Here is a 21,362-nt window from a genome sequence, read left to right as displayed (position 1 = left end):
CGCCCACATGCAAGCCACCACCCAACCTGTGTTCTTCAAGCAGGGCCCCAAGCCATTCAGCTTGCTATTGATCTACGCCAGCCTGTCGCTGGCGTTGTTGCTGGTCGACGTACGCTGGCAGATCCTGCAGCCGGCGCGTGAGGCGGCGTCCGTACTGCTCTATCCCTTGCAGTGGCTGGCCACCGCACCGGTATCTGCCGCCCACCGCGTGAGTGACTTCCTTGTTTCGCAAACCGAACTGCAGCGCGAGAACCGCAAGCTGCAGGATGACCGCCTGCTGGCCAATGCCGAACTGTTGCGCCTGCAAGCGCTACAGCAAGAGAACCAGCAGCTGCGGCAACTCTTGGTTACGCGCGAAACCCAGCACGGCAAAGGCGCGCTGACCGAGGTGCTATACGATGATCGTGATCCCTATACCGCCAAGCTGGTGCTGGATCGCGGCGAGACGGTCGGCGTCAAGCTCGGCCAGGTCGTCATCGATCCACTGGGCGTGGTCGGCCAGATCACCCGTATCCAGCCGCTGACCTCCGAAGTCACCTTGATCACCCACAAGGGCCACACCGTACCGGTGCAGGTCCTGCGCAACGGTCTGCGTACGGTGCTGTACGGTATGGGCAAGGAAAATGCCCTGCAGGTGAACTGGATGCCGCTCAACGCCGATATCGTCGATGGTGACGTGTTGGTGACCTCCGGCATTGATGGCACCTACCCTTCCGGGCTGCCGGTCGCCAAGGTCAGCAAGGTGGATCGCAATCCCGGCCTCGCCTTCGCACAAGTCCGCGCCATGCCGATGGCCGATGTGGACAAGCACCGCTTCATGTTCATTCTTGATGAGCAGCGCGCCCTGCCACCGCAGCCGGCGCCACCCGAACCGATTAGCCCCAAGAAATCCCATAAGAAGGAGACGCTCTGATGCCGGTCTCCAGCCAACTACTCAAGCCCGTCAAACGCAGCTTCATCTTTTTCACCTTCATCCTGGTGATGACGCTGGCGCTGATCCCCTGGGGCCCCACTGCGCGCGCCATCCTGCCGGATTTCGTCGCCCTGGCCTTGCTCTACTGGTGCATGAACCAGCCGCGTCACGTGGGCGTGGGCTGGGCCTTCTGGCTCGGCATCCTGCTCGACATCGCCGATGGCAACGTATTCGGCCAGCATGGCCTCGCCTACTGCACCACCACATGGTTCGCCATGTCGCGTCATCGCCAGCTTGGCATGTTCCCGCTGTGGCAGCAGGCGCTCTATATCGGGCCGCTGCTGCTCGCCAACCAAGTGATCATGTTGCTGGTGCGGTTGGGCACCGGCAGCGCCTTCCCGGGCTGGAGCTACTTCCTGGGCGCGATCACCGGCGCCGTGTGCTGGCCGTTCCTGAGCCAGTTGTTCCAGATGCCGCAGCGCGTAGACAAACCGGCTGAAATCCAGTCATGAGCCGCTACACCGTATTGCGTGACCACCACGGTGAACGCTTCAGTTTCCAGTGGCGGTTGGCGGTGGTCGTCGCTTTCGTACTCCTTGGTTTCTCGGTTTTGTTAGGGCGGTTTGTCTATCTGCAGGTCATGCAGTACGACAAATACCAGACCCTGGCCGAATCCAACCGCATCTCGCTGGTCCCCATCCCGCCCTCGCGCGGGATCATTACCGATCGCAACGGCGTGGTGCTGGCGCACAACTACTCGGCCTACACGCTCGAAATCACGGCTTCCAAGCTGCCCGGCAAGCTTGAGGAAACCATCAATGAGCTGTCGCACTATATTGAGATCACGGCCAAGGACCGCCGTCGTTTCAAGAAGCTGCTCGACGAAAGCAAGGATTTCGAATCCCTGCCGATCAAGACCCGCCTGAGCGACGAGGAAGTCGCCCGCTTTGCGGCCCAGTCCTTCCGCTTCCCCGGTGTGGAAGTGAAGGCCCGGCTGTTCCGCCAGTACCCCATGGGGGAGTCCGCCTCGCACCTGGTCGGCTATATCGGCCGCATCAACGAAACCGATATGGACAAGCTTGACGAAGACGGTCTGCTGCCCAACTACAAGGGTACCGACCATATGGGCAAGTTTGGCCTGGAGCAGAGCTACGAGGCCATCCTGCATGGCAAGACGGGTTACGAAGAAGTCGAGACCGATGCCGGCGGCCGCGCCATCCGCTCCTTGCGTCGCACCCCGCCGGTATCGGGCAACAACCTGATGCTGACGGTCGATATCAAGCTGCAGCAGATCGCCGAGCAAGCCTTTGGCACGAACCGTGGCGCGCTGGTAGCCATCGAGCCGGAAACCGGTGGCATCCTGGCGCTCGTCTCCCGGCCGGGTTTCGACCCCAACCTGTTCGTCGACGGTATCGATCCGGTCAGCTGGAAGGAACTGAACGATTCCATCGACCGACCCCTGAACAATCGCGCCATCCAGGGCATCTACCCGCCCGGTTCCACCTTCAAGCCCTTCATGGCGCTGGCGGCGCTGGAAACCGGCAAACGCACACCGCAGTATGGTATCCACGATGCCGGCTTCTTTACGCTGGGTAGCGCCCGCTGGCGCGACGACAAGCCTGGCGGCCATGGTTGGGTGGACATGTACCGCTCCATCGTCGCGTCCTGCGATACCTACTACTACCAGCTTGCCTACGATATGGGCATCGACAATATCTCCCGCTTCATGGCGCCGTTTGGCTTTGGCCAGAAGAGCGGCATCGATCTGCCGGGCGAGAAGGCAGGCATCCTGCCCTCACAGGAATGGAAGCGTAAGGCCTTCAAGAAGCCGGAAGCCAAGAAATGGCTGGTGGGCGACGTGATCAGTATCGGCATCGGTCAGGGTTTCAACACCTATACACCGCTGCAACTGGCCCAGGCGACCTCCATCCTGGCCAACGACGGCGTGGTGTTCCGGCCTCACCTGGTGCGCTATGTCGAGGACAGCGCCACCCGTGCCCGTACCGTGGTCGAGCCTAAGCCGGTCAACCAGATCCCGCTGAAGCAGGCCAATATCGACGTGATCAAGAACGCCATGGTTGGTGTCAACAAGGAAGGTACCGGTGCCACTGCCTTCCGGGGCGCCGAGTACACCTCGGCCGGTAAGACCGGTACCGCCCAGGTCTACAGCCTCAAGGGTGAGAAGTACAACGCCAGCAAGGTGGCGGCACACCTCAAGGACAATGCTTGGTTTATCGCCTTTGCGCCGGCCGACAAGCCCAAGATCGCCGTCGCACTGATCGTCGAGAACGTCGGCTTCGGTGCTCAGTACGCCGCACCGATCGCACGCAAGGTGCTCGACTACTACCTGACCGGCAAGGTCCCGGCGCCGGACAAGGCCGCGGCTGAGCCGGTGCCGGATGAAGAAGCGGTCGAGCCGCCGTCCGGTGGCGCACCCCTGACCCCCATCCAGCAGTTCATGAGTCATCGCCATGTGGATTAAACGCCTGCTCGGGCGCATCGTCGCGCCGATCGACCCCTGGCTCCTGCTGTTTACCGGCATGCTGCTGATCATCAGCCTCGCCACCATCTACTCCGGCTCCAACGAGAGTGTGGACAAGGTCACCAGCAAGCTGGTGTCGGTTGTCGTTGCACTCACGGCCATGTGGATCGTTGCCAACCTCAAGCCGACGCAACTGATGTGGCTTGCGCCCCCTATCTACCTGCTGGGTATGATCCTGCTGATCGCGGTCGCCCTGTTTGGCGAGACCACCAACGGCGCCAAACGCTGGCTGCATCTAGGTGTTGCCCGCATCCAGCCGTCTGAATTGATGAAACTCGCGGTGCCCATGTTGCTGGCGTGGTTCTTCCATCGGCATGAGGCCAATCTGCGGCTCAAGCACTTTGCCATCGCCGCCCTGTTGGTGGCCGTACCCGCGGCCCTGGTGCTCAAGCAGCCTGACCTGGGTACCGCCACGCTGATCTCGGCGGCCGGCTTCTACGTCCTGTTCCTGGCCGGCCTGTCCTGGCGTTTCATCCTGCCGCTGGTGCTGGTCGGCGTCATGGCCGTCTGGTTCGTGGCTGATCTGGGCCGCTGTACCAAGGTGTTCCGTGAGTATCAGTGTCAGCGCGTACAGGTACAGATCGATCCTTCGTCCGACCCGCTTGGCAAGGGCTACCACATCATCCAGGGCACCATCGCCATCGGCTCCGGCGGCGTGACCGGCAAGGGCTGGACGCATGGCACACAGACCCGGCTGGATTTCATCCCCGAGCGCACCACCGACTTCATCTTCGCCGTTTATGGCGAGGAGTTTGGCCTCGTCGGCGGCGCCATCCTGCTGCTGGTCTATCTCTGTGTCATCGGGCGTGGCCTGATCATCGCCAATAACGCCTCCAGCCTGTTCGGCCGCCTGCTGGCGGGGGCGTTGACGCTCTCCTTCTTCACCTATGCCTTCGTCAACATCGGCATGGTGTCCGGATTGCTGCCGGTGGTGGGCGTGCCCCTGCCCCTGGTCAGCTACGGCGGTACCGCCATGCTTTCCATCCTGATCGGTTTCGGTATGCTGATGGCCATCCATCGCGACCGAAAGTTGATGAAGAGTTGAACGCACGCCACGCCGCCCTTGTCCTCAGCCTGCTTGCCGCCGGTTGCGCCAGCCATACGCCGGCCCCGGTCAGCCGGCCTGCGCCTGCCAAACCGGTGCATGTCCCTTCTGCAACAGAGCCACTGCCACCGGCCAAGCCCGAGCAGATACCGAAGCAGTACGGTGGCTACTACAAGGATGACGGCCCGATACTTGAGGTGCCTTACGACCTCGATACTGTGCCGGAACCCCAGCCGCAGCTGGAACCGCTGAACAAATACGCCAACCGGCCCTATACCGTGCTGGGCAAGACCTACACTCCGCGCAAGGAGCTGGGTGGCTTCGTGCAGGAAGGCGTGGCCTCCTGGTACGGCAAGAAGTTTCACGGGAAACGTACCTCGAGTGGCGAGCCCTATGACCTGTTCAAACTGTCGGCCGCCCACCCGACCCTGCCCATCCCCAGCTATGCCCGTGTCACCAGCCTGACTACCGGCAAGTCGGTCGTGGTGCGTATCAATGATCGGGGACCGTTCCACAAGGACAGGGTGATCGATCTTTCCTATACCGCGGCCTACCGCCTGGGCTACCAGAATGGTGGCAGTGCCCGCGTCCGGGTCGAGGCCCTGCTGCCGGGCGAGGTCGCCGCGGCACCGAGTCCCGAATCCAATCTGCTGAAGGTCGTGGAAGCCGCGCCCGGCAGCGCACCGGTGGTTGCCGGCGGTGCCCTGGCCGATCCGCTGCTGAAGCTGGCCGAGGCCGCGAGCGACCCACCCCCTGTCAAGGTAGTGGCGGAAGCCGGGGTGGAACAGCGCTGGGTACAGCTCGGCGCCTTCGGTACCCAGACCGGCGCCGAGGCCTTCCGCAACAAGGTGGCCGATGCACTTGACTGGCTAGGCAGCACGCCGGTGATCGAAGCCAACGGCCAAGTCTGGCGCGTACGGCTCGGCCCCTACGCCAGCAAGCAGGAAGCCCAGCAGGTGGCGGATCGCATCGCCAGCAGGGCCGATCTGCGCCCGGTGGTCGTGCACTGACCCTACTTGCCCATCGGCAGTACCGTGCTGAGTGGCGTGGCGAGCGTGGCATGCAGTTGTTCGCCCAGCGTACGGGCATCCTGCTCGCTACCCAGTTGCTCCAGGCTTACCCGGTAGCTGCGTTGGCCTACGGGGCGTACCTTGGCCGCGTAGCCGGCCGCCCGTAATTGGTCATACCAGCGCAGGGTCTCGTCCTGGTTGTCCGAGACGACGACAACCAGCCGCCATTTCCCACCGAGCTGGCTCACACCCTTACCCGCCTGTAGCTCGGTCTGCGGCGCCCATTCCTTGTAGACCTTGTCCTGCTCTACCTTGGCGAGTGGCAGCGGGGCCTTGCCCTTGGGCGCAATATAAAAGCTCAGCGGCTCGTCCATGTTCTGGAAGCCCCCCTCCTGCTCATGCGCGACGGTAATCCGTCCTTCGAGCAGGCAGACCAGATCTCGCTCCTCGTCGGCCTTGCCCCACAGATCAGTACCGCGTATGCCGGCGGTGATGGTGGCGACGCGGATATCCACCTCGCGTTGCCGTGCTTTTGCCACCAGCGCCGTGGTAAAGCGGAATGCCCCCTTGAGCACATTGACCGCCGCCGCGAATGGCGACTGCTTGCCATCGGCGGTATTGAGGTTGTCGATGCGGAACACCGCGTCCTCGCCCAGCTTGATCTGACTACCCTCGGGCAGTTCCAGCAGCACTCGGGCACCGTGCCCGGTGCGCAACACGTCGCCGCTGCGCAGTTCCTGGCCCGGCAGCAAGGGTCGGCTTTGCGCGCCGCGCTCCAGCCAGGCCGGCATATTGACCGCGCTGACCGTGGTCACGGCAGCAGAAACCGCCGCTGACAGCAGGGTTGCTGTGAGTCCGGCCAACATCGAGATCCGCATCGTGTAACTCCTTGGACGTGGCGAGTAGGTCGCTCGGTTATAATCGGTGTTTTATCTGGCCGCCACGCAATTGTTGCCATGGCGGCACGCGCTTCAGGATAGCCCACATGCAAGAACAGTACCGCCCATCCGAGGTCGAAGCCGCCGCCCAGCAACACTGGCAGGGCCGCGACGCCTACCGTGTCGTCGAAGACAAGAACAAGCCCAAGTTCTACGCCTGTTCCATGCTGCCCTACCCCTCGGGCAAGCTGCACATGGGGCATGTGCGCAACTACACCATCAACGACATGCTGGCCCGCCACCTGCGCATGAAGGGCTACAACGTCCTCATGCCCATGGGCTGGGATGCCTTCGGCCTGCCGGCCGAGAACGCCGCCATCGCTTCGGGCAAGCCACCGGCCGAATGGACCTACGCCAATATCGCCGACATGAAGTCGCAGATGCAGCCCCTGGGCCTGGCGTTCGACTGGTCGCGCGAAGTCGCCACCTGCGATCCGGCCTATTACCGCTGGAACCAGTGGCTGTTCCTGAAGATGCTGGAAAAGGGTATCGCCTACAAAAAGACCCAGGTCGTGAACTGGGACCCGGTCGACCAGACCGTACTCGCCAATGAGCAGGTGGTCGACGGTCGCGGCTGGCGCTCCGGTGCCATCGTCGAAAAGCGTGAGATTCCCGGCTATTACTTCGGTATCACCCAATACGCCGACGAACTGCTCGACAGTATCGACGACCTGAACGAATGGCCGGACCAGGTCCGCGCCATGCAGCGCAACTGGATCGGTAAGTCCGAAGGCGTCCGCTTCGCCTTCCCGCACACCCTCCGCAACGCGGCCGGTGAGCTGGTGCAGGACGGCAAGCTCTACGTCTTCACCACCCGTGCCGACACCATCATGGGCGTCACCTTCTGCGCCGTCGCCGCCGAACATCCGCTGGCGCAGCTGGCGGCTGAAGGCAACGCCGGGCTGACCGCCTTCATCGAAGAATGCAAGGCCGGCGGTACAACTGAGGCGGAACTGGCCACTCAGGACAAGAAGGGCATGCCCACTGGCCTGTTCGTCACCCATCCGCTGACCGGTGCGCAGGTCGAGGTCTGGGTCGGCAATTACGTTTTGATCAGCTACGGCGACGGCGCCGTCATGGGTGTGCCCGCGCATGACGAACGCGACTTCGCCTTTGCCAACAAGTACGGTATCGCGATCAAGCAGGTCGTGGCCGTGGAAGGCGAGACCTTCACGACCGATGCCTGGGCCGAGTGGTATGGCGACAAGCAGCGTGGCGTGACCATCAACTCCGGCAAGTACGACGGTCTGTCGTACAAGGCAGCGGTCGATGCGGTCGCCGCTGACCTGGCTGCCCAGGAACTGGGCGAGAAGAAGACCACCTGGCGCCTCCGCGACTGGGGTATCTCGCGCCAGCGCTACTGGGGTACCCCCATCCCCATCATCCACTGCGAATGCTGTGGCGATGTGCCGGTCCCGTATGAGGACCTGCCGGTCGTCCTGCCGACCGACTGCGTGCCGGACGGCTCGGGCAACCCGCTGAAAAAGCGCGAGGATTTCCTCAACGTGCCTTGCCCCACCTGCGGCAAGCCGGCGCAGCGCGAGACAGACACCATGGACACCTTCGTGGACTCGTCCTGGTATTTCATGCGCTATACCTGTCCCGATGCCACCACCATGGTCGACGAACGCAACGACTACTGGATGGCGATGGACCAGTACATCGGCGGCATCGAGCACGCCGTGCTGCATCTGCTGTATGCCCGCTTCTGGACCAAGGCCATGCGCGACCTGGGCCTCGTCAAGATCGACGAGCCCTTCAAGGCGCTGTTCACCCAAGGCATGCTACTGAACGAATCCTTCTACCGTGAAGACGCTTCCGGCAAGAAGACCTGGTACTACCCGAACGAGATCGAAGTCCAGCACGACGACAAGGGCCGTCCGGTCAGCGCCAAGCTGAAGGCCGACGACCAGCCGGTGATCATGGGCGGCATCGAGAAGATGTCCAAGTCCAAGAATAACGTGGTCGAGCCCAAGGACATCATCTCGCGCTTCGGTGCCGATACTGCCCGTCTGTTCACCATGTTCGCCGGGCCACCCGAGCAAAGCGCCGCCTGGTCCGATACCGGGGTGGAAGGCGCATTCCGCTACCTGCGCCGGCTGTGGGCCTTCGGCCACAAGCAGGCCGAGAGCATCCGCGCCGCGGGTGCCGTGGGTGAGCTGGACAAGGATGCCAAGGCCCTGCGCCATGAGATCCACAGCACGCTCAAGCAGATCAATGCCGACTACGAGCGCCTGCAGTACAACACCGTGGTGTCCGGCGCGATGAAGCTCCTGAACGCGCTGGAAGGCTACAAGCGTGACGCCCCGGCCGTGCTGCGCGAAGGCGCCAGTATCTTGCTGCGCATCCTCTACCCGGTCAGCCCGCATATCGCCCATGTGCTGTGGGGCGAACTGGGTTTCGAGGGCGAGATCATCGATACCGCCTGGCCTGAGCCGCTGGCTGCCGCCCTGGCCCAGGACGAGATCAAACTGATGGTGCAGGTCAACGGCAAGCTGCGTGGCGAAATCGACGTGCCGGCCGGTGCCGACCGCGCCGCCATCGAAGCCTTCGCCCTGGCCAATGCCAATGTGCAGAAATTCCTGGAAGGCCAAGCCCCGAAGAAGGTCATCGTGGTGCCGGGTCGCCTGGTCAATCTGGTAGTCTGAAATCCCGCCGGCGCCTTGGGCGCCGGCCTTGCTGGAGCTGTCATGCGTCGTTCTGTCCTGTTGCTGCCCCTGTTGCTGCTCAGTGCTTGCGGTTTTCATCTGCGCGGCCTCGGCGAAACCACGCCGCTGGCTTTCTCCACGCTCAATCTCGCAGCACCGGTGGGTGGCCTGGGCGACGTCCTCAATCGCCAGCTCACGCTGCGTTCGGACCTGAAGCTGGTGCCGGCCAAGGATGCGGAAGCCGTACTGACGGTGGAAGGCGAGACCATCGACAAGCAGATCCTGACGGTCAACAAGTCCGGTCGCGTGACCGAATACCAGTTGCTGTACCGGGCCAGGTTCAAGTTGCAACAGAGCGGTCGCGACTGGATTCCGTCCACCCAGCTGCTGCTGCGTCGTGACTATTCCTTCGACGAGAACAACGTGCTGGGCAAGGAAGCCGAAGAACAGATCCTGATCCGCGACATGCGTTCCGACGCCGCCCAGCAGATCATGCGCCGCCTCGCGGCCCTGAAGCCCGCCAACGCGCCGGCGCCTTACAGCGCCGTGCCGGAGGCCGTGCCTGCATCCGCCGGCGCCGCACCTGCAGTGAAGTAATGCCGATACGCCCTTCGGACCTGCCCTCCCAACTGGCCAATGGCCGCCTTGCCCCGATCTATGTGGTCCACGGGGAGGAGGCGCTGTTGGCGCTGGAAGCTGCCCAGACCATTCGTGACGCCGCCCGTGCTGCCGGCTTTGCCGAGCGCGAGGTGTTGACGGTCGAGCCCGGCTTCAAGTGGGGGGAGCTTGCGGCGGCTGGTCAGGCCATCTCGCTGTTTGCCGAGCAGAAGCTGATCGAGCTGCGCATCCCGACCGGCAAGCCCGGTACCGAAGGTGGCGAGGCGCTGCAGCAGTATGCCGCCGGCGCCCCGGCCGAGAACGTATTGCTGGTGCAACTGCCCAAACTCGAGAAGCTGCAGCTGCAAAGCAAATGGTTTACCGCACTGGAAGGCAACGGCGTCGTCGTGGCCTGCCCGGCCGTCGGCCGTAACGAATTGCCGGGGTGGATCGCCGAGCGGCTGTCGCGCCAGCAGCAAAAGCTCAGCAGCGACGCCATGGACTACCTGGTCGCTCGGGTCGAAGGCAACCTGCTGGCTGCCAAGCAGGAAATCGACAAGCTGGCCTTGCTGCATCCGGAGGGTGAGCTGAGCTTGGCTGACCTGACTGCGGCGGTGGCCAACGTCGCCCGCTATGATGTCTGGGGACTGGGAGAAGCGCTGCTGGTGGGAGATGCTGCCCGCCTCGCCCGCATGCTAGATGGCCTGAAAGGCGAGGGTGAAGCGCCCAATCTGGTACTGTGGGCCATGGCGGACGAGGTACGCGCCTTGTTGCGGGTCGGTCTTGGCCGCTCGCAAGGCCAGAACCTGCAGCAGCTGTATCGCGAAAACCGGGTCTGGGGTGATAAGCAACGCCGCTATCCGGCGGCACTCGATCGCCTCAAGGCCAGTCAGCTCAAGGCCGCGCTCGGTCACGCGGCCGAGATCGACCGTACGATCAAAGGGGTAGGCCCGGGCGAAGCCTGGGAGGAACTGCTCAAGCTGGGGATGCGTCTGATGCCGAGCCGCTGAGATTTCGCACCTCAGCGCATGCGCTTGTAGCGGCGTGCGCTGCGGTACGACATTTTGGAAGTTCGCAGATGAAAGAGCACATCCTCATCAACGTCACCCCGCAGGAGACGCGGGTTGCCGTGACCGAAGAAGGCGTAGTGCAGGAAATCCATGTCGAGCGGACCGCCTCGCGCGGCATCGTCGGCAATGTCTATCTGGGTGTGGTCAAGCGGGTACTGCCCGGTATGCAGTCGGCCTTCATCGAGATCGGCCTCGAACGCGCCGCCTTTCTGCACATCGCCGATGTGATCGAACAGCGCCAGCACCCGAGCGAGCCGCAACGCATTGAACGGCTGATGTTCGAGGGTCAGAGCGTCATGGTCCAGGTCATCAAGGACCCGATCGGGACCAAGGGCGCCCGCCTCTCCACCCAGATCAGCATCGCTGGTCGCTTCCTCGTCTTCCTGCCGCAGGAGCACCATATTGGCGTCAGCCAGCGCATCGAGCACGGCGAGGGGCGAGAACACCTGCGCGAGCGTCTGCTGCAGATGCTGCCCAAGGGGCACGATCATGGCGGCTACATCATCCGCACCTCGGCCGAGCACGCTTCGGAAGAAGAACTTCGCGCCGACGTCGCCTACCTGAACCTGATCTGGGCCGACCTCAAGCAGAAGTCCAAGACCCTGCGGCCGGAATCCATGCTGTACCAGGATCTCAACCTGCCCATGCGGGTACTGCGCGACATCGTGCGCGACGAAACGCAGAAGGTCGTGGTCGATTCACGTGAAACCTTCCAGAAGATGAGCGAGTTCGCCGCCGCCTTCGTCACCAACGTCGCGCCGCGGGTCGAGCACTACCAGGGAGAGCGGCCGCTTTTCGAGATGCATGGGGTCGAGGCCGAAATCGAGCGGGCGCTGGCCCGCCGCGTCAACCTGAAGTTCGGTGGTTACCTGATCATCGACCAGACCGAGGCGATGACCACCATCGACGTCAACACCGGTGGCTTTGTCGGCACCCGCTCCTTCGACGACACCATTTTCAAGACTAACCTCGAAGCCACCCAGGTCATCGCCCGCCAGCTGCGTTTGCGCAATCTCGGCGGCATTATCATCGTCGACTTCATCGACATGGATAACAACGAGCACCGCGAGCAGGTGCTGCACGAACTGGGCAAGGCGCTCGGTAAGGACCGCACCAAGGTCACTGTTTCCGGCTTCACCTCGCTGGGTCTGGTCGAGATCACCCGCAAGCGTACCCGCGAAAGCCTGGCCCATGTGTTGTGCGAACCCTGCCCCGTCTGCCAGGGCCGGGGCGAAATCAAGACCGCCCAGACCGTCTGCTACGAAATCCTGCGCGAGATCCTGCGGGAAGCCCGCCAGTTCAACGCCCGCGAATACCGCATCCTCGGCTCGCAAACCGTGATCGACATGTTCCTCGATGAGGAAAGTGCCAACCTGGCCATGCTGGCCGATTTCATCGGCAAGCCCATCTCCCTGCAGGTTGAAAGCGCCTACTTCCAGGAACAGTTCGACGTCATCCTGGTATAGCCGGCAAGGGGATCGGCAGCGCCGCTGTTGCCCCTGTTTTGCGTCGAACCGCACCACCTTTCAAATCGCCGGAACACTTCTCCCTTATCCTTGTCTAGCGTGGGCGCGATCATTCTGGTCGCGCGTATAAAAGGGCAGCAAGCCCACCACATAAGAAGGAAAACTGGCGATGCGTATATTGCTGGTGGAGGATGACCTGCAGCTCGGACCCGCACTGCAGCGGGCCTTGCAGCAGGCGATGATGGACGTGGTCTGGGTCAGGCGCTGCGTAGATGGCCTGGCCCATTGCGACAACTGCGATGCCATGCTGCTGGACCTGACGCTGCCGGATGGCGAAGGCATGGATCTGCTGCGCGATCTGCGCAACGAAGGCTGCACCTTGCCCATCATCGTCATCACTGCACGGGATAGGCTCGACGACCGTCTGCGGGCGCTGGAGGCCGGCGCGGACGACTTTCTCAGCAAGCCGTTCGAGATCGAGGAAATGATCGCCCGCCTGCGCGCCGTACAGCGGCGGGTTGGTGGCTATGCCTCGGACCAGTGGCGCCTGGGTCCGCTGCGTATTGATACCGGCCGACACGAGGTCTGGCGTGAAGAACTCCCGATCGAACTCTCCCGTACCGAATACCGCGTACTGGTGGCACTGGCCGGTATGCCCAGGCAACTGGTCTCCAAGGACAGGCTGCATCGACGTCTCTACGGCGACAGTGACGATGGCTCGCTCAATGCACTGGAAGTCCATATCCACAACCTGCGCAAAAAGCTGGGTGCCGACCTGATCGTCACCGTGCGAGGCGTCGGCTACCGCTTGCAGGTGGATTGATGCCCACCCTGTTCCAGCCGTCCATCCTGCGCCGGGTTTTCCTGTTCCAGGCAGTGTTGTTCCTCCTGATCTGGCTCATGCTGCTGGCCGGTGTCACCTTCATGGCTTTCCAGCGCGACGAGGATTTTGAGCAGGGTACCGTGGTGCTCGCCTCGGCCCTGGCCGAATTCAGCTCGGTCGGTCCGCTTGACGCGCAACAGATCAGCGAGGTCGCGCGCCGCCTGCAGCGCATCAACGAAACCATGAGCGACGGCAATATCCAGGGGGATGAATTCGCCTACCAGGTCTGGTCTGCCGACGGCCGCCTGCTGGCCCGCTCCGGCAATGCCGGCGGCAACCTGCCACCCGGTACCTCCCCGCCGGACGAGCGCTTGCAGCGCGGTGATTGGCAATGGGTGGCGCGTTGGAGCAGCGACAAGCGCCTGTATGCCACGGTCGGCATACGCGACAGTTTCTTCTGGCGGCTGGTCTGGCAGGACATCTGGTTCCACAACGTCATCGCCGCCCTCTTGATCATGCTGTTCCTGCTGGTCACCGCCTGGCTGGGCCTGCGATCCAGCCTGCGACCGCTGCGCCGCTTTGCCGCGCAGGTGGCCCGGCGCAGCCCACAGGACCTCAGCCCGGTGACGGTGGAGGGCGACTACGCCGAACTGCGCCCCATGGCGGACAGCTTCAACGACTGGCTGGCCCGCCTCAGGCAGCGCATGGAGACCGACCGTGCCTTCTACTCCGACGCCGCCCATGAGCTGCGCACCCCGCTCGCGGTGCTGGCAGCCCAGCTGCACCTGTTGGCCGAGAGCGACAGCGCGGCGGATCGGCGTCAGGCGCGCATCCGCCTGGAGCAAGGCATACAGCGTGCCGGTGGGCTGGTCAGCCAGTTGCTCGAGATTGCGCGGCTGGAGAGCCGCCAGGATGGATTGGAGCAGACACCGCTCGATCTGGCCCAGTTCGCCCGCGAGCGGCTGGCGCTGCAAGCGGACCGGGCCTTGGAGAAGTCGCAGCAGCTGAGCCTGGAAGCCCCGGATCATTTGCCCTGGCAGGGAGACAGGGAGGCATTGGCCTCCTTGCTCGACAGCCTGCTCGACAATGCCATCCGCTACACCCCGCCCGGTGGACAGATCACCGTCAGCCTGGTGAAGCAGGCGGACGCCATGCAGATCGCTGTCTGCGACGACGGCCCCGGCATCCCACCCGTGTACCGTACCCAGATCTTCGACCGTTTCTATCGCCTGCCGGATAGTCCCGCGGGCGGCACCGGCCTGGGTTTGGCCATCGTGCGCCGCGTGGCCGAGCTGCATGGCGGCACGATATCGCTGACCGAAGGCCTGGGCGGGCGTGGTGCCGGCTTCTACATCCGGCTACCCTGCCCCGTGACGCTTGCCGCCTAGCTGCTCGGCACCCAGCCCAGGTAGCAGCGGGCGCCACCCGCTACCGCAGTGAGCGGGATGACATAGTGTCCATCCCGGCTTGGCCCCAGCAGCCGACGACCGGCATCGCTGATCAGCATGAGCACCGGGCGCAGCGTCTGCACCCGGCCATGCAGGCAGGCGAGCCAGCGGTCGGTCTGGCGGATGATGCCTACGCCACCGGCATCGGCCCGCTCGCCATGCGTGTCCAGCGACCAGACCCCCGTGAGCCCATCGGTATGTCCTGTTGGCCACAGCCGCTGCCAACGTATGGGCCTGTGCCTTGGCGCTTGCTGGCCTTGCGCCAGTGCGAGCGGGGTAAACATGGCCGGTGCCTTCAGAACTTGTAGCCGACGCCCACCATACCGCTGGGGCTATTCTTGCGTTCGGTCAGGGGGCTGCGGCCGGCGTCGCCCAGCAGGTGGCGATAGCCCACGCTGCCGGTGGCAAACCAGTTTTGGTCCAGTGCCCAGTTGGTGGTCAGTGCCGCGTCGAAGTGGGTCATGCCCGCCTTGGGTGTGTAGACCGGCCGGCCGGTGCGACTAGCCTGCTCCGCCGTAATGCCGTAGTAGGCCTGGGTGTAGCGTTGGTCGGCCCAGCTCGCACTCAGTGCCGCATTGATCTCCAGGTCCTTTTGCTTGTGCAAAGGCAGGCTCACACCCAGCGTGCCGTGCGTGCCACCGTGCCCCTTGTTGCGCGGCGCACGCTTGATCTCGAGCGAGACCGGCGCGCCCAGGCCCGACCATTCCACGAACAGGCCGCCCTCGACCGTTCCATCCAGCTTACCCATGCCGCGCAGCTTGTCGCTGCCGGACGCAAACACGCCGTTACTCTTCTTGTCCTCCCGGCCTCCGTCATAGCCCACGCGAAACCCGGCCTGCCATTCCGGCGTATCGACGGCCCAGACGCTGAGACCACTGGTGCCCAGCTGCACCCAGCCATAGCGGTAGTTCAGTGCCAGCATGGGGATCGCCCGGGTCTGGTAGTCCTTGGCACCATCATACTCAGGTCTGGATTGCACCCCGATACCGGCCGTACCGGACCAGCCATCCTTGCTGGGTTCGTCGCAGAGCGCCGGTAGCGCGGCCAAAGCCAACAGGCTGGGCAGGGCGAATCGTGGGAGGGGGGAGAGCGTGGTATGTCGCATCATTCGGCCTTGGGCAAGTCTGCCCGTCGTGGAGGAAGGCTGAATGCTAGGGGCGTCTGTCTTAAGGTCGCCTGAGTTGGCAGCCGTGACAATGTGGCTCAGCCACAAGACCTATTTAGCGGCTGTCGCCGCGTGATCCGCGCGTTGCGTGGTTTGGAGCGGGGGGGGGGGGCGTCCCGCTGCCGCCTCCCTTTCTTTGCTTCGCCAAAGAAAGGGAGCAAAGAAAAGGCGACCCCGACAGCACCGCCCCGCGTTGCGGGGTCCCTTGCGCTTCTCACCCGTCTCGGCCGGAGAGCGAAACTCGCCGGCAAGCTGGCTCAGACAACGCTCCTCGGACAGCCCCGAGACGGGCTGCGATGCTCGCGCTAGCGAAGGGATTGGTGGATATGAAAGCGAAGGCGCGCGTGATCATCGGATGCGGATTAACGCCCGGCTTTGCCGGGTGGTGAGCTGAACTCAGCAATGCCACGCGGGTCGTGCGTTCACTAAGCCCTGAACCGCCGCCGCGCAGTCTGGTAAGCGTCCTTCAACTTCAAATACTTCACGCTCGCCGGCTCCAGCGTCTTCACACGTTCCAGGTAGGCCTGCGCCAGTTCCATGTATTCCTGGTGCCAACCCAGCCGTGACACATAGGCCAGCATGGCGTTGACGGCGTTCAGCATCACCTGCACGTTGGCCGGCATTTCTTCCACGGCCTTGTTGAACTTCTGCACGGCGCCTTCCAGGTCGCCCGATTGCGCCATCCGCACGGCCTCGTTGTTGATGCCGATGATGGCCTTGGCGGTATTCTCGATCATCTCCTGGCCCAGCTCGGGCTTGCCCACCGCCTCGTACATGGCCGAGACGCGTTCCAGCAGTGCCGTGTCCTCGTGGTGGTTGCGCACCAGCTTCTGCACAATCTCACCGGCGGTGGCGTCTTCGCCGAGCTGGTAGCAGGCCTCGGCCAGTTCCAAGGCGAAATTGTCGGGTACCTCGTTGGCCAGGCTGGTGAACTGTTGCTTGGCCTTGTTCAGGATCTGCTGGGCCCGGCTTTCGTTGCCCTGCTTGATGGCGACCTGCGTTTCCATCACGGTCGCCAACAGTTCGGCCTTGGCATCGTAGCGGAACTCGCGCCGTACATCGGCTGCGGCCTTGGCGGCTTCGATCACATTGCCGGCGCCCAGGTGTGCCTTGGCGAGACTGGAATAATCCCCGGCGTCGCGCCAGAACGAATACTTGGCGATATTGATGGTCTGCTGGAAGGATTTCGCCGCGGTCTCGAAGTCGCCATTGCGCATGGCGACCTCACCGAGCTTCTTCTGCCGCGAAACATTGGCGGCAGACAGCTCCAGCGCCTTTTCCAGCGTGCTCTGCGCTTCCTTGTGCTCATGTTCGGCCTGGTGGATCTTGGCCAGCCAGTCGTAGGCTTCCATGATCCGGCTGTTCTCGGCCAGCAGGCCTTCGAACAGGGCGCGCGATGCGGCGTAATCCTTCAGGTGGAACAGCGCCTTGGCATGACCCATCTTGGCCCAGGGGATCTCCCTCGCGTTCAGCACCAACTGGTAGGTATCCCGCGCCATCGTGTAGTCGCCGATGGTCAGCGCGATCTTGCCCTTCATTTTCAGGAAGTCGATCAGGAACGGGTCCTTGCGGGCGATGCGCTCATTGCACTCGGCCAGAGCCTTGAAGTAGTCCTCGTTCAGCATGGTGGCGTCGAGCGCCTCGAACTCCACCTTCTTGTTGTAGATGCGGTCCAGCCGCTGCTTCAGCTCCTCGCCGGTGAACGGCTTGAGCAGATAGTCGTCGGGGGCGAGTTCGGCGGCGGAGATCACCATGCGCGAGCGGCGTTCGCCGGTCACGATCATGAAAATGGCCGACGGCTTGATCAGGTTGCGGTGCTTGAGTTCTTCCAGCAGGTGCAGGCCGTCGTAGCCATGGCCCAGGTCGAAGTCGCACAGGATCACATCGTAATCGCCGCGCTTGACCATGCCGATCGCCTCGGTCGCGCGGTGGGAGTATTCGATCTTGGTCACGCCGAAGCTCGACAGCGTGGCGTTCATGGCCGAACGCATCTCCTGCACGGCATCGATGACCAGGAAACGCTTGGTGGCGTAGTCAATCTCGATCCGGCCGGGGCCGTAGCCGCTAGGGGGGATGCCGGGATTGTCGTCGCCACCGGCACGCGCGGCACGGGCCGCCAACAGCGCGGATTGTCCTGCTAAATCGGCCATGATGTCTTGCCTCCCGGCTGCTGCATTGTTCTTGTCGTCAGCCGGGCGCCGCGGGGCGTCCCGGCTGGGATCGGGAAAGAATATATTGCCGCCTAATTCACCAGTGTAAGCTTGGCATATTCAAGTGCAAGCCACTTTACACCGGCTGCGCCGAAGTTGACCTGCACATTGGCGTTCTTGCCAGTGCCATCGTAGTCGATCACCACGCCCATGCCGAACTTCTGGTGCTCCACACTGGCACCGACCCGCAGGCCGTGTTCGGGTACGGCCTTTTCTATCTGACGAGTGGGCATGGCAGCCGGGGCATAGCCACGGTTCAGCCACTTGAGCAGGTCCTCGGGGATCTCGCTCAGGAAGCGCGACGCGATCGCAAAACGGGTCTGGCCGTGCAGCATGCGGCTCTGTGCCAGCGAGATATACAGCCGGCGCCGGGCGCGGGTGATCGCGACATAGGCCAGCCGGCGTTCTTCCTCGATGGATTCCGGGCTGCTCAGGCTGTTGTCGTGCGGGAACAGCCCCTCTTCCAGGCCGGTCAGGAACACGGCGTGGAACTCCAGGCCCTTGGCGGCATGCACCGACATCAGCTGCAGCGCATCCTGGCCCGGCGCGGCTTCATGCTCGCCCGCCTCCAGGCTCGCCTGTGCCAGGAAGTCGGTAATGCTGTCCTCGTTCTCCTGCACGAAACGGGCGGCGGCCGATACCAGCTGCTCCAGGTTCTCCAGCCTGTCCTGGCCTTCCTTGTCGTTGCGGTAGAACTCGATCAGGCCGGATTGCTCGATCGCGAGCTGCACCAGCTCCGGCAGCTTCAGGCCCTCCATCTGCGCCCGCATGCCCTCGATCAGGGTCACGAACTTGCCCACGGCGGCCGCACTACGGCCGGCACCGCCGGAGCAGGCCGCCAGCCAGATGCTGGTGCCGCTGCCACGGGCCGTCTCGCCCAGTATCTCCAGCGTCCGGTTGCCGATACCACGGGCCGGGAAGTTGATCACCCGCAGCAGTGCGTTGTCGTCCTCGGGGTTGGCGATCAGCCGCAGGTAGGCCAGTGCATGCTTGATTTCCTGCCGCTCGAAAAAGCGCAGGCCGCCGTATACCCGGTAAGGCAGGCCGGCCTGGAACAAGGCGTGTTCCAGTACGCGGGACTGGGCATTGGAGCGATACAACACCGCCATGTCCGACAGGTTCTCGCCATCGCGGTGCAACTGCCGCACCTCATCGACCACGAACTGCGCTTCCTCGAAGTCGCTGGCGGCCTCGAACACGCGGATCGGGTCGCCGGCGCCCTCCTCGGTCCACAGGTTCTTGCCGAGCCGGCCGCGGTTGTGGGCGATCAGCGCATTGGCGGCATCGAGGATATTGCCCTGCGAACGATAGTTCTGTTCCAGCCGGATCACGGTCTCGACCCGGAAGTCGCGCTGGAAGTCGGCCATATTGCCGACATTGGCGCCGCGGAAGGCATAGATGGACTGGTCGTCGTCACCCACGGCAAACACGGCGGCTTCCTCCACCCGTTCCGGCAGCGCCCCGGCCGTGCTGACGCGGCTCAGCAGGCTGGCCAGCTCGTCGGTCTTGCCGGCCAGCAGCTTGAGCCACTTGTACTGCAGACGGTTGGTGTCCTGGAACTCGTCGACCAGGATGTAGCGGAAGCGGGCGTTGTAATGGCCGCGCAGCGGTGTGTTGTCGCGCAGCAGCTCATAGGAGCGCAGCAGCAGCTCGGCAAAGTCGACCACGCCTTCGCGGCGGCACTGCCGCTCGTATTCTTCATACAGTTGCTTGAGCTGGCGGGTGTAGTCGTCCCAGGCCTCTACCTCGTGCGCACGGTGGCCTTCTTCCTTCTGCGCGTTGATGTAGTGCATCAGGTCGCGTGCCGGATACTTCTCATCGTCGACGTTCAGCGCCTTCAGGAGTCGCTTGATCGCCGCCAGCTGGTCGGCGGTATCCAGGATCTGGAACGACTGCGGCAGGCCGGCGTCCTTCCAGTGCAGGCGCAGCAGCCGGTTACACAGGCCGTGGAAGGTACCGACCCACAGCGAGCGAGCATTGATCGGCAACTGCGCCGAGATCCGCGTCAGCATCTCCTTGGCGGCCTTGTTGGTAAACGTCACCGCCAGGATGCCGTGCTGGCTGACCTGGCCGGTACTCAATAGCCAGGCGATGCGGGTGGTCAGCACGCGCGTCTTGCCGGAGCCGGCGCCGGCCAGGATCAGCGCGGGGACGGCCGGCAGGGTGACGGCGGCGAGTTGTTCGGGGTTGAGTCCGGTAAGGAGCGAGGACGACATGACAAGGCCGGTAGCAGGAATAGCTCCGATTCTAACAAGTCGGCGCGGCCTGCCCGGAAAATCACTGCGTATCAGTCGCTTGCGGGTGCCGGATCGGCGGCGTAGATTGATTCATTCCTCTCGCCGGAACCGGATCATGTCCGTCCGTACTCCCGCTGCCACACTGGGCTGGCGCTGCCTGCGCTATGCCGGTTTCCTGGTGGCCCTGCTCGCACCGCTGCAGGCCATGACCGGCTATCTGGCCGGTGGTTGGCGCGCCTGGCAATTGCTGGCCATCGCCTTTGTGCTGGCACCCTGTGTCGACTATCTCTTGGGGACCGACCCTACCCCGCCGGGCCAGGAAGGCGAGCTGTTGCGCCATCGCTGGTTTGATACCGTGCTCTACCTCTATGTCGCTGCCTACTGGGCTGCCCTGCTGCTGGGACTGTGGTGTGCGACCCATGCCGACTGGACGACCTGGGAGCGGGTCGGTTGCACCCTGTCGATGGGCGTTGTCGGCGGCGTGGGCATCGTGGTCGCGCATGAGCTGGGTCATCGGCGCACGCGCTACGAGCGCTTCCTTGCCGCCTGCCTGCTGCAACCGGTCTGCTACGGTCATTTCACGCTGGAACACAATCGCGGCCACCACGCCTGGGTTGCCACACTGCAGGACCCGGCCACGGCCCGTTATGGTGAATCCTTCTACCGTTTCTATCTGCGCTGCGTGCCGGCGACGTGGCGGGCCGCCTGGCGACTGGAGTTCGAGCGCATGGGGCGCCTTGGCATCTCGCGCTGGTCCTGGCGCAATGCCATGTGGCGGCATGTGGGCATCTCTCTGCTGATAGCCGGCGTGGTGTTATCGGTGCTGGGGCCGGCGGCCTTCGTGTTCTGGGTGGTGCAGGCCGTGCTGGCCTTCAGCCTGCTTGAGGCCGTCAACTACCTGGAGCACTACGGCCTGCTGCGCCAGCTGCAGGCTGATGGTAGTTGGGAGCCGGTGGCGGACCGGCATTCCTGGAACTCCAACCACCTGTTTTCCAACCTCTTCATCTACCAGTTGCAGCGGCATGCCGATCACCATGCCAACCCCAGCCGACCCTACCAGGCCTTGCGCCCCAGCCTGACGGCGCCGCAACTGCCCTCCGGCTATACCGCCATGATCCCGCTGGCGCTGATTCCACCGCTCTGGTTCCGCATCATGAACCCGCGCGCCGAGCGCTGGCGGCAAACCCTTGACTCGGCGTGATAATCGGCGCGGCGGGCCAAGGCCCGCTCCGGTATAATCCGCCCCCTTT

The 21,362-nt window shown here is 63.7% G+C and carries 17 protein-coding genes; 12 read left to right on the top strand and 5 right to left on the bottom strand.

The genetic code is table 11. From position 1 onward, the window contains the following. Positions 1-7: 7 nt before the first annotated feature. Genes mreC through ACYVHK_RS17755 form a run of 5 tightly spaced genes read left to right on the top strand, consistent with a single transcriptional unit; the run spans position 8 to position 5,510 of the window. Positions 8-913 carry a rod shape-determining protein MreC gene (mreC, locus tag ACYVHK_RS17775; protein ID WP_460534822.1) on the top strand — a complete coding sequence of 302 codons (906 nt, stop codon included), beginning with the start codon at positions 8-10 and terminating at the stop codon, positions 911-913. Next, positions 913-1,425 (top strand): rod shape-determining protein MreD, encoded by a 513-nt coding sequence (gene mreD / locus ACYVHK_RS17770; protein WP_460534820.1) that lies wholly within the window; start codon positions 913-915, stop codon positions 1,423-1,425. Before mreC ends, mreD begins: the two co-directional genes overlap by 1 nt. Then, positions 1,422-3,395, top strand: a complete 1,974-nt coding sequence (mrdA, locus tag ACYVHK_RS17765) for a penicillin-binding protein 2 (RefSeq protein ID WP_460534818.1) — start codon at positions 1,422-1,424, stop codon at positions 3,393-3,395. The genes mreD and mrdA overlap by 4 nt, the downstream gene beginning before the upstream one ends. After that, positions 3,385-4,500 carry an FtsW/RodA/SpoVE family cell cycle protein gene (rodA, locus tag ACYVHK_RS17760; protein ID WP_460534816.1) on the top strand — a complete coding sequence of 372 codons (1,116 nt, stop codon included), beginning with the start codon at positions 3,385-3,387 and terminating at the stop codon, positions 4,498-4,500. The genes mrdA and rodA overlap by 11 nt, the downstream gene beginning before the upstream one ends. Next, positions 4,497-5,510: a septal ring lytic transglycosylase RlpA family protein gene (locus ACYVHK_RS17755; RefSeq protein WP_460534814.1), complete on the top strand. Its 1,014-nt coding sequence runs from the start codon at positions 4,497-4,499 to the stop codon at positions 5,508-5,510. The genes rodA and ACYVHK_RS17755 overlap by 4 nt, the downstream gene beginning before the upstream one ends. Positions 5,511-5,512: 2 nt before the next feature. Here the strand turns inward: ACYVHK_RS17755 and ACYVHK_RS17750 are convergent, their stop codons facing one another. Next, positions 5,513-6,388: a FecR domain-containing protein gene (locus tag ACYVHK_RS17750; protein ID WP_460534812.1), complete on the bottom strand. Its 876-nt coding sequence runs from the start codon at positions 6,386-6,388 to the stop codon at positions 5,513-5,515. Positions 6,389-6,495: 107 nt separating this feature from the next. Between ACYVHK_RS17750 and leuS the strand changes: the two genes are divergently transcribed. The 6 genes from leuS to ACYVHK_RS17720 all read left to right on the top strand — a co-directional run bounded on the left by leuS (position 6,496) and on the right by ACYVHK_RS17720 (position 14,440). Further along, positions 6,496-9,096 carry a leucine--tRNA ligase gene (gene leuS, locus ACYVHK_RS17745; protein ID WP_460534810.1) on the top strand — a complete coding sequence of 867 codons (2,601 nt, stop codon included), beginning with the start codon at positions 6,496-6,498 and terminating at the stop codon, positions 9,094-9,096. 42 nt (positions 9,097-9,138) lie between these two features. After that, positions 9,139-9,693 (top strand): LPS-assembly lipoprotein LptE, encoded by a 555-nt coding sequence (locus ACYVHK_RS17740; protein ID WP_460534808.1) that lies wholly within the window; start codon positions 9,139-9,141, stop codon positions 9,691-9,693. Beyond that, complete coding sequence (gene holA, locus ACYVHK_RS17735) at positions 9,693-10,703, top strand: DNA polymerase III subunit delta (protein WP_460534806.1); 1,011 nt, start codon at positions 9,693-9,695, stop codon at positions 10,701-10,703. The genes ACYVHK_RS17740 and holA overlap by 1 nt, the downstream gene beginning before the upstream one ends. A 68-nt stretch (positions 10,704-10,771) precedes the next feature. Beyond that, positions 10,772-12,229, top strand: a complete 1,458-nt coding sequence (gene rng, locus ACYVHK_RS17730; RefSeq protein ID WP_460534804.1) for an Rne/Rng family ribonuclease — start codon at positions 10,772-10,774, stop codon at positions 12,227-12,229. Positions 12,230-12,398: 169 nt separating this feature from the next. Continuing rightward, positions 12,399-13,052, top strand: a complete 654-nt coding sequence (locus ACYVHK_RS17725; protein ID WP_460534801.1) for a response regulator transcription factor family protein — start codon at positions 12,399-12,401, stop codon at positions 13,050-13,052. Beyond that, a complete protein-coding gene (locus tag ACYVHK_RS17720) occupies positions 13,052-14,440 on the top strand; it encodes a sensor histidine kinase (RefSeq protein WP_460534799.1) in 1,389 nt (462 codons plus the stop codon). Before ACYVHK_RS17725 ends, ACYVHK_RS17720 begins: the two co-directional genes overlap by 1 nt. Here the strand turns inward: ACYVHK_RS17720 and ACYVHK_RS17715 are convergent. From ACYVHK_RS17715 to ACYVHK_RS17700, 4 genes are all read right to left on the bottom strand, one after another. Continuing rightward, positions 14,437-14,784 carry a hypothetical protein gene (locus ACYVHK_RS17715; protein ID WP_460534797.1) on the bottom strand — a complete coding sequence of 116 codons (348 nt, stop codon included), beginning with the start codon at positions 14,782-14,784 and terminating at the stop codon, positions 14,437-14,439. The two genes, ACYVHK_RS17720 and ACYVHK_RS17715, sit on opposite strands and share 4 nt — an antisense overlap. 11 nt (positions 14,785-14,795) lie before the next feature. Beyond that, positions 14,796-15,608, bottom strand: coding sequence for a MipA/OmpV family protein (locus tag ACYVHK_RS17710; protein ID WP_460534795.1), 813 nt, complete (start codon positions 15,606-15,608; stop codon positions 14,796-14,798). Positions 15,609-16,090: 482 nt separating this feature from the next. After that, entirely contained in the window at positions 16,091-17,815 is a 1,725-nt protein-coding gene (locus tag ACYVHK_RS17705; RefSeq protein WP_460534793.1) for a response regulator, read from the bottom strand. 92 nt (positions 17,816-17,907) lie between these two features. After that, positions 17,908-20,091 (bottom strand): DEAD/DEAH box helicase, encoded by a 2,184-nt coding sequence (locus ACYVHK_RS17700; RefSeq protein ID WP_460534791.1) that lies wholly within the window; start codon positions 20,089-20,091, stop codon positions 17,908-17,910. 136 nt (positions 20,092-20,227) lie between these two features. Between ACYVHK_RS17700 and ACYVHK_RS17695 the strand changes: the two genes are divergently transcribed. Further along, the gene (locus ACYVHK_RS17695; protein ID WP_460534789.1) at positions 20,228-21,313 is read left to right on the top strand and encodes an alkane 1-monooxygenase; all 1,086 of its coding nucleotides are present in this window, start codon (positions 20,228-20,230) and stop codon (positions 21,311-21,313) included. Positions 21,314-21,362: the final 49 nt, after the last annotated feature.

The sequence above is a fragment of the Chitinimonas naiadis genome (genome assembly GCF_054780835.1).
Note: the sequence above shows the minus strand (reverse complement) of the source record. Positions and strands in the feature narration are given on the sequence as shown.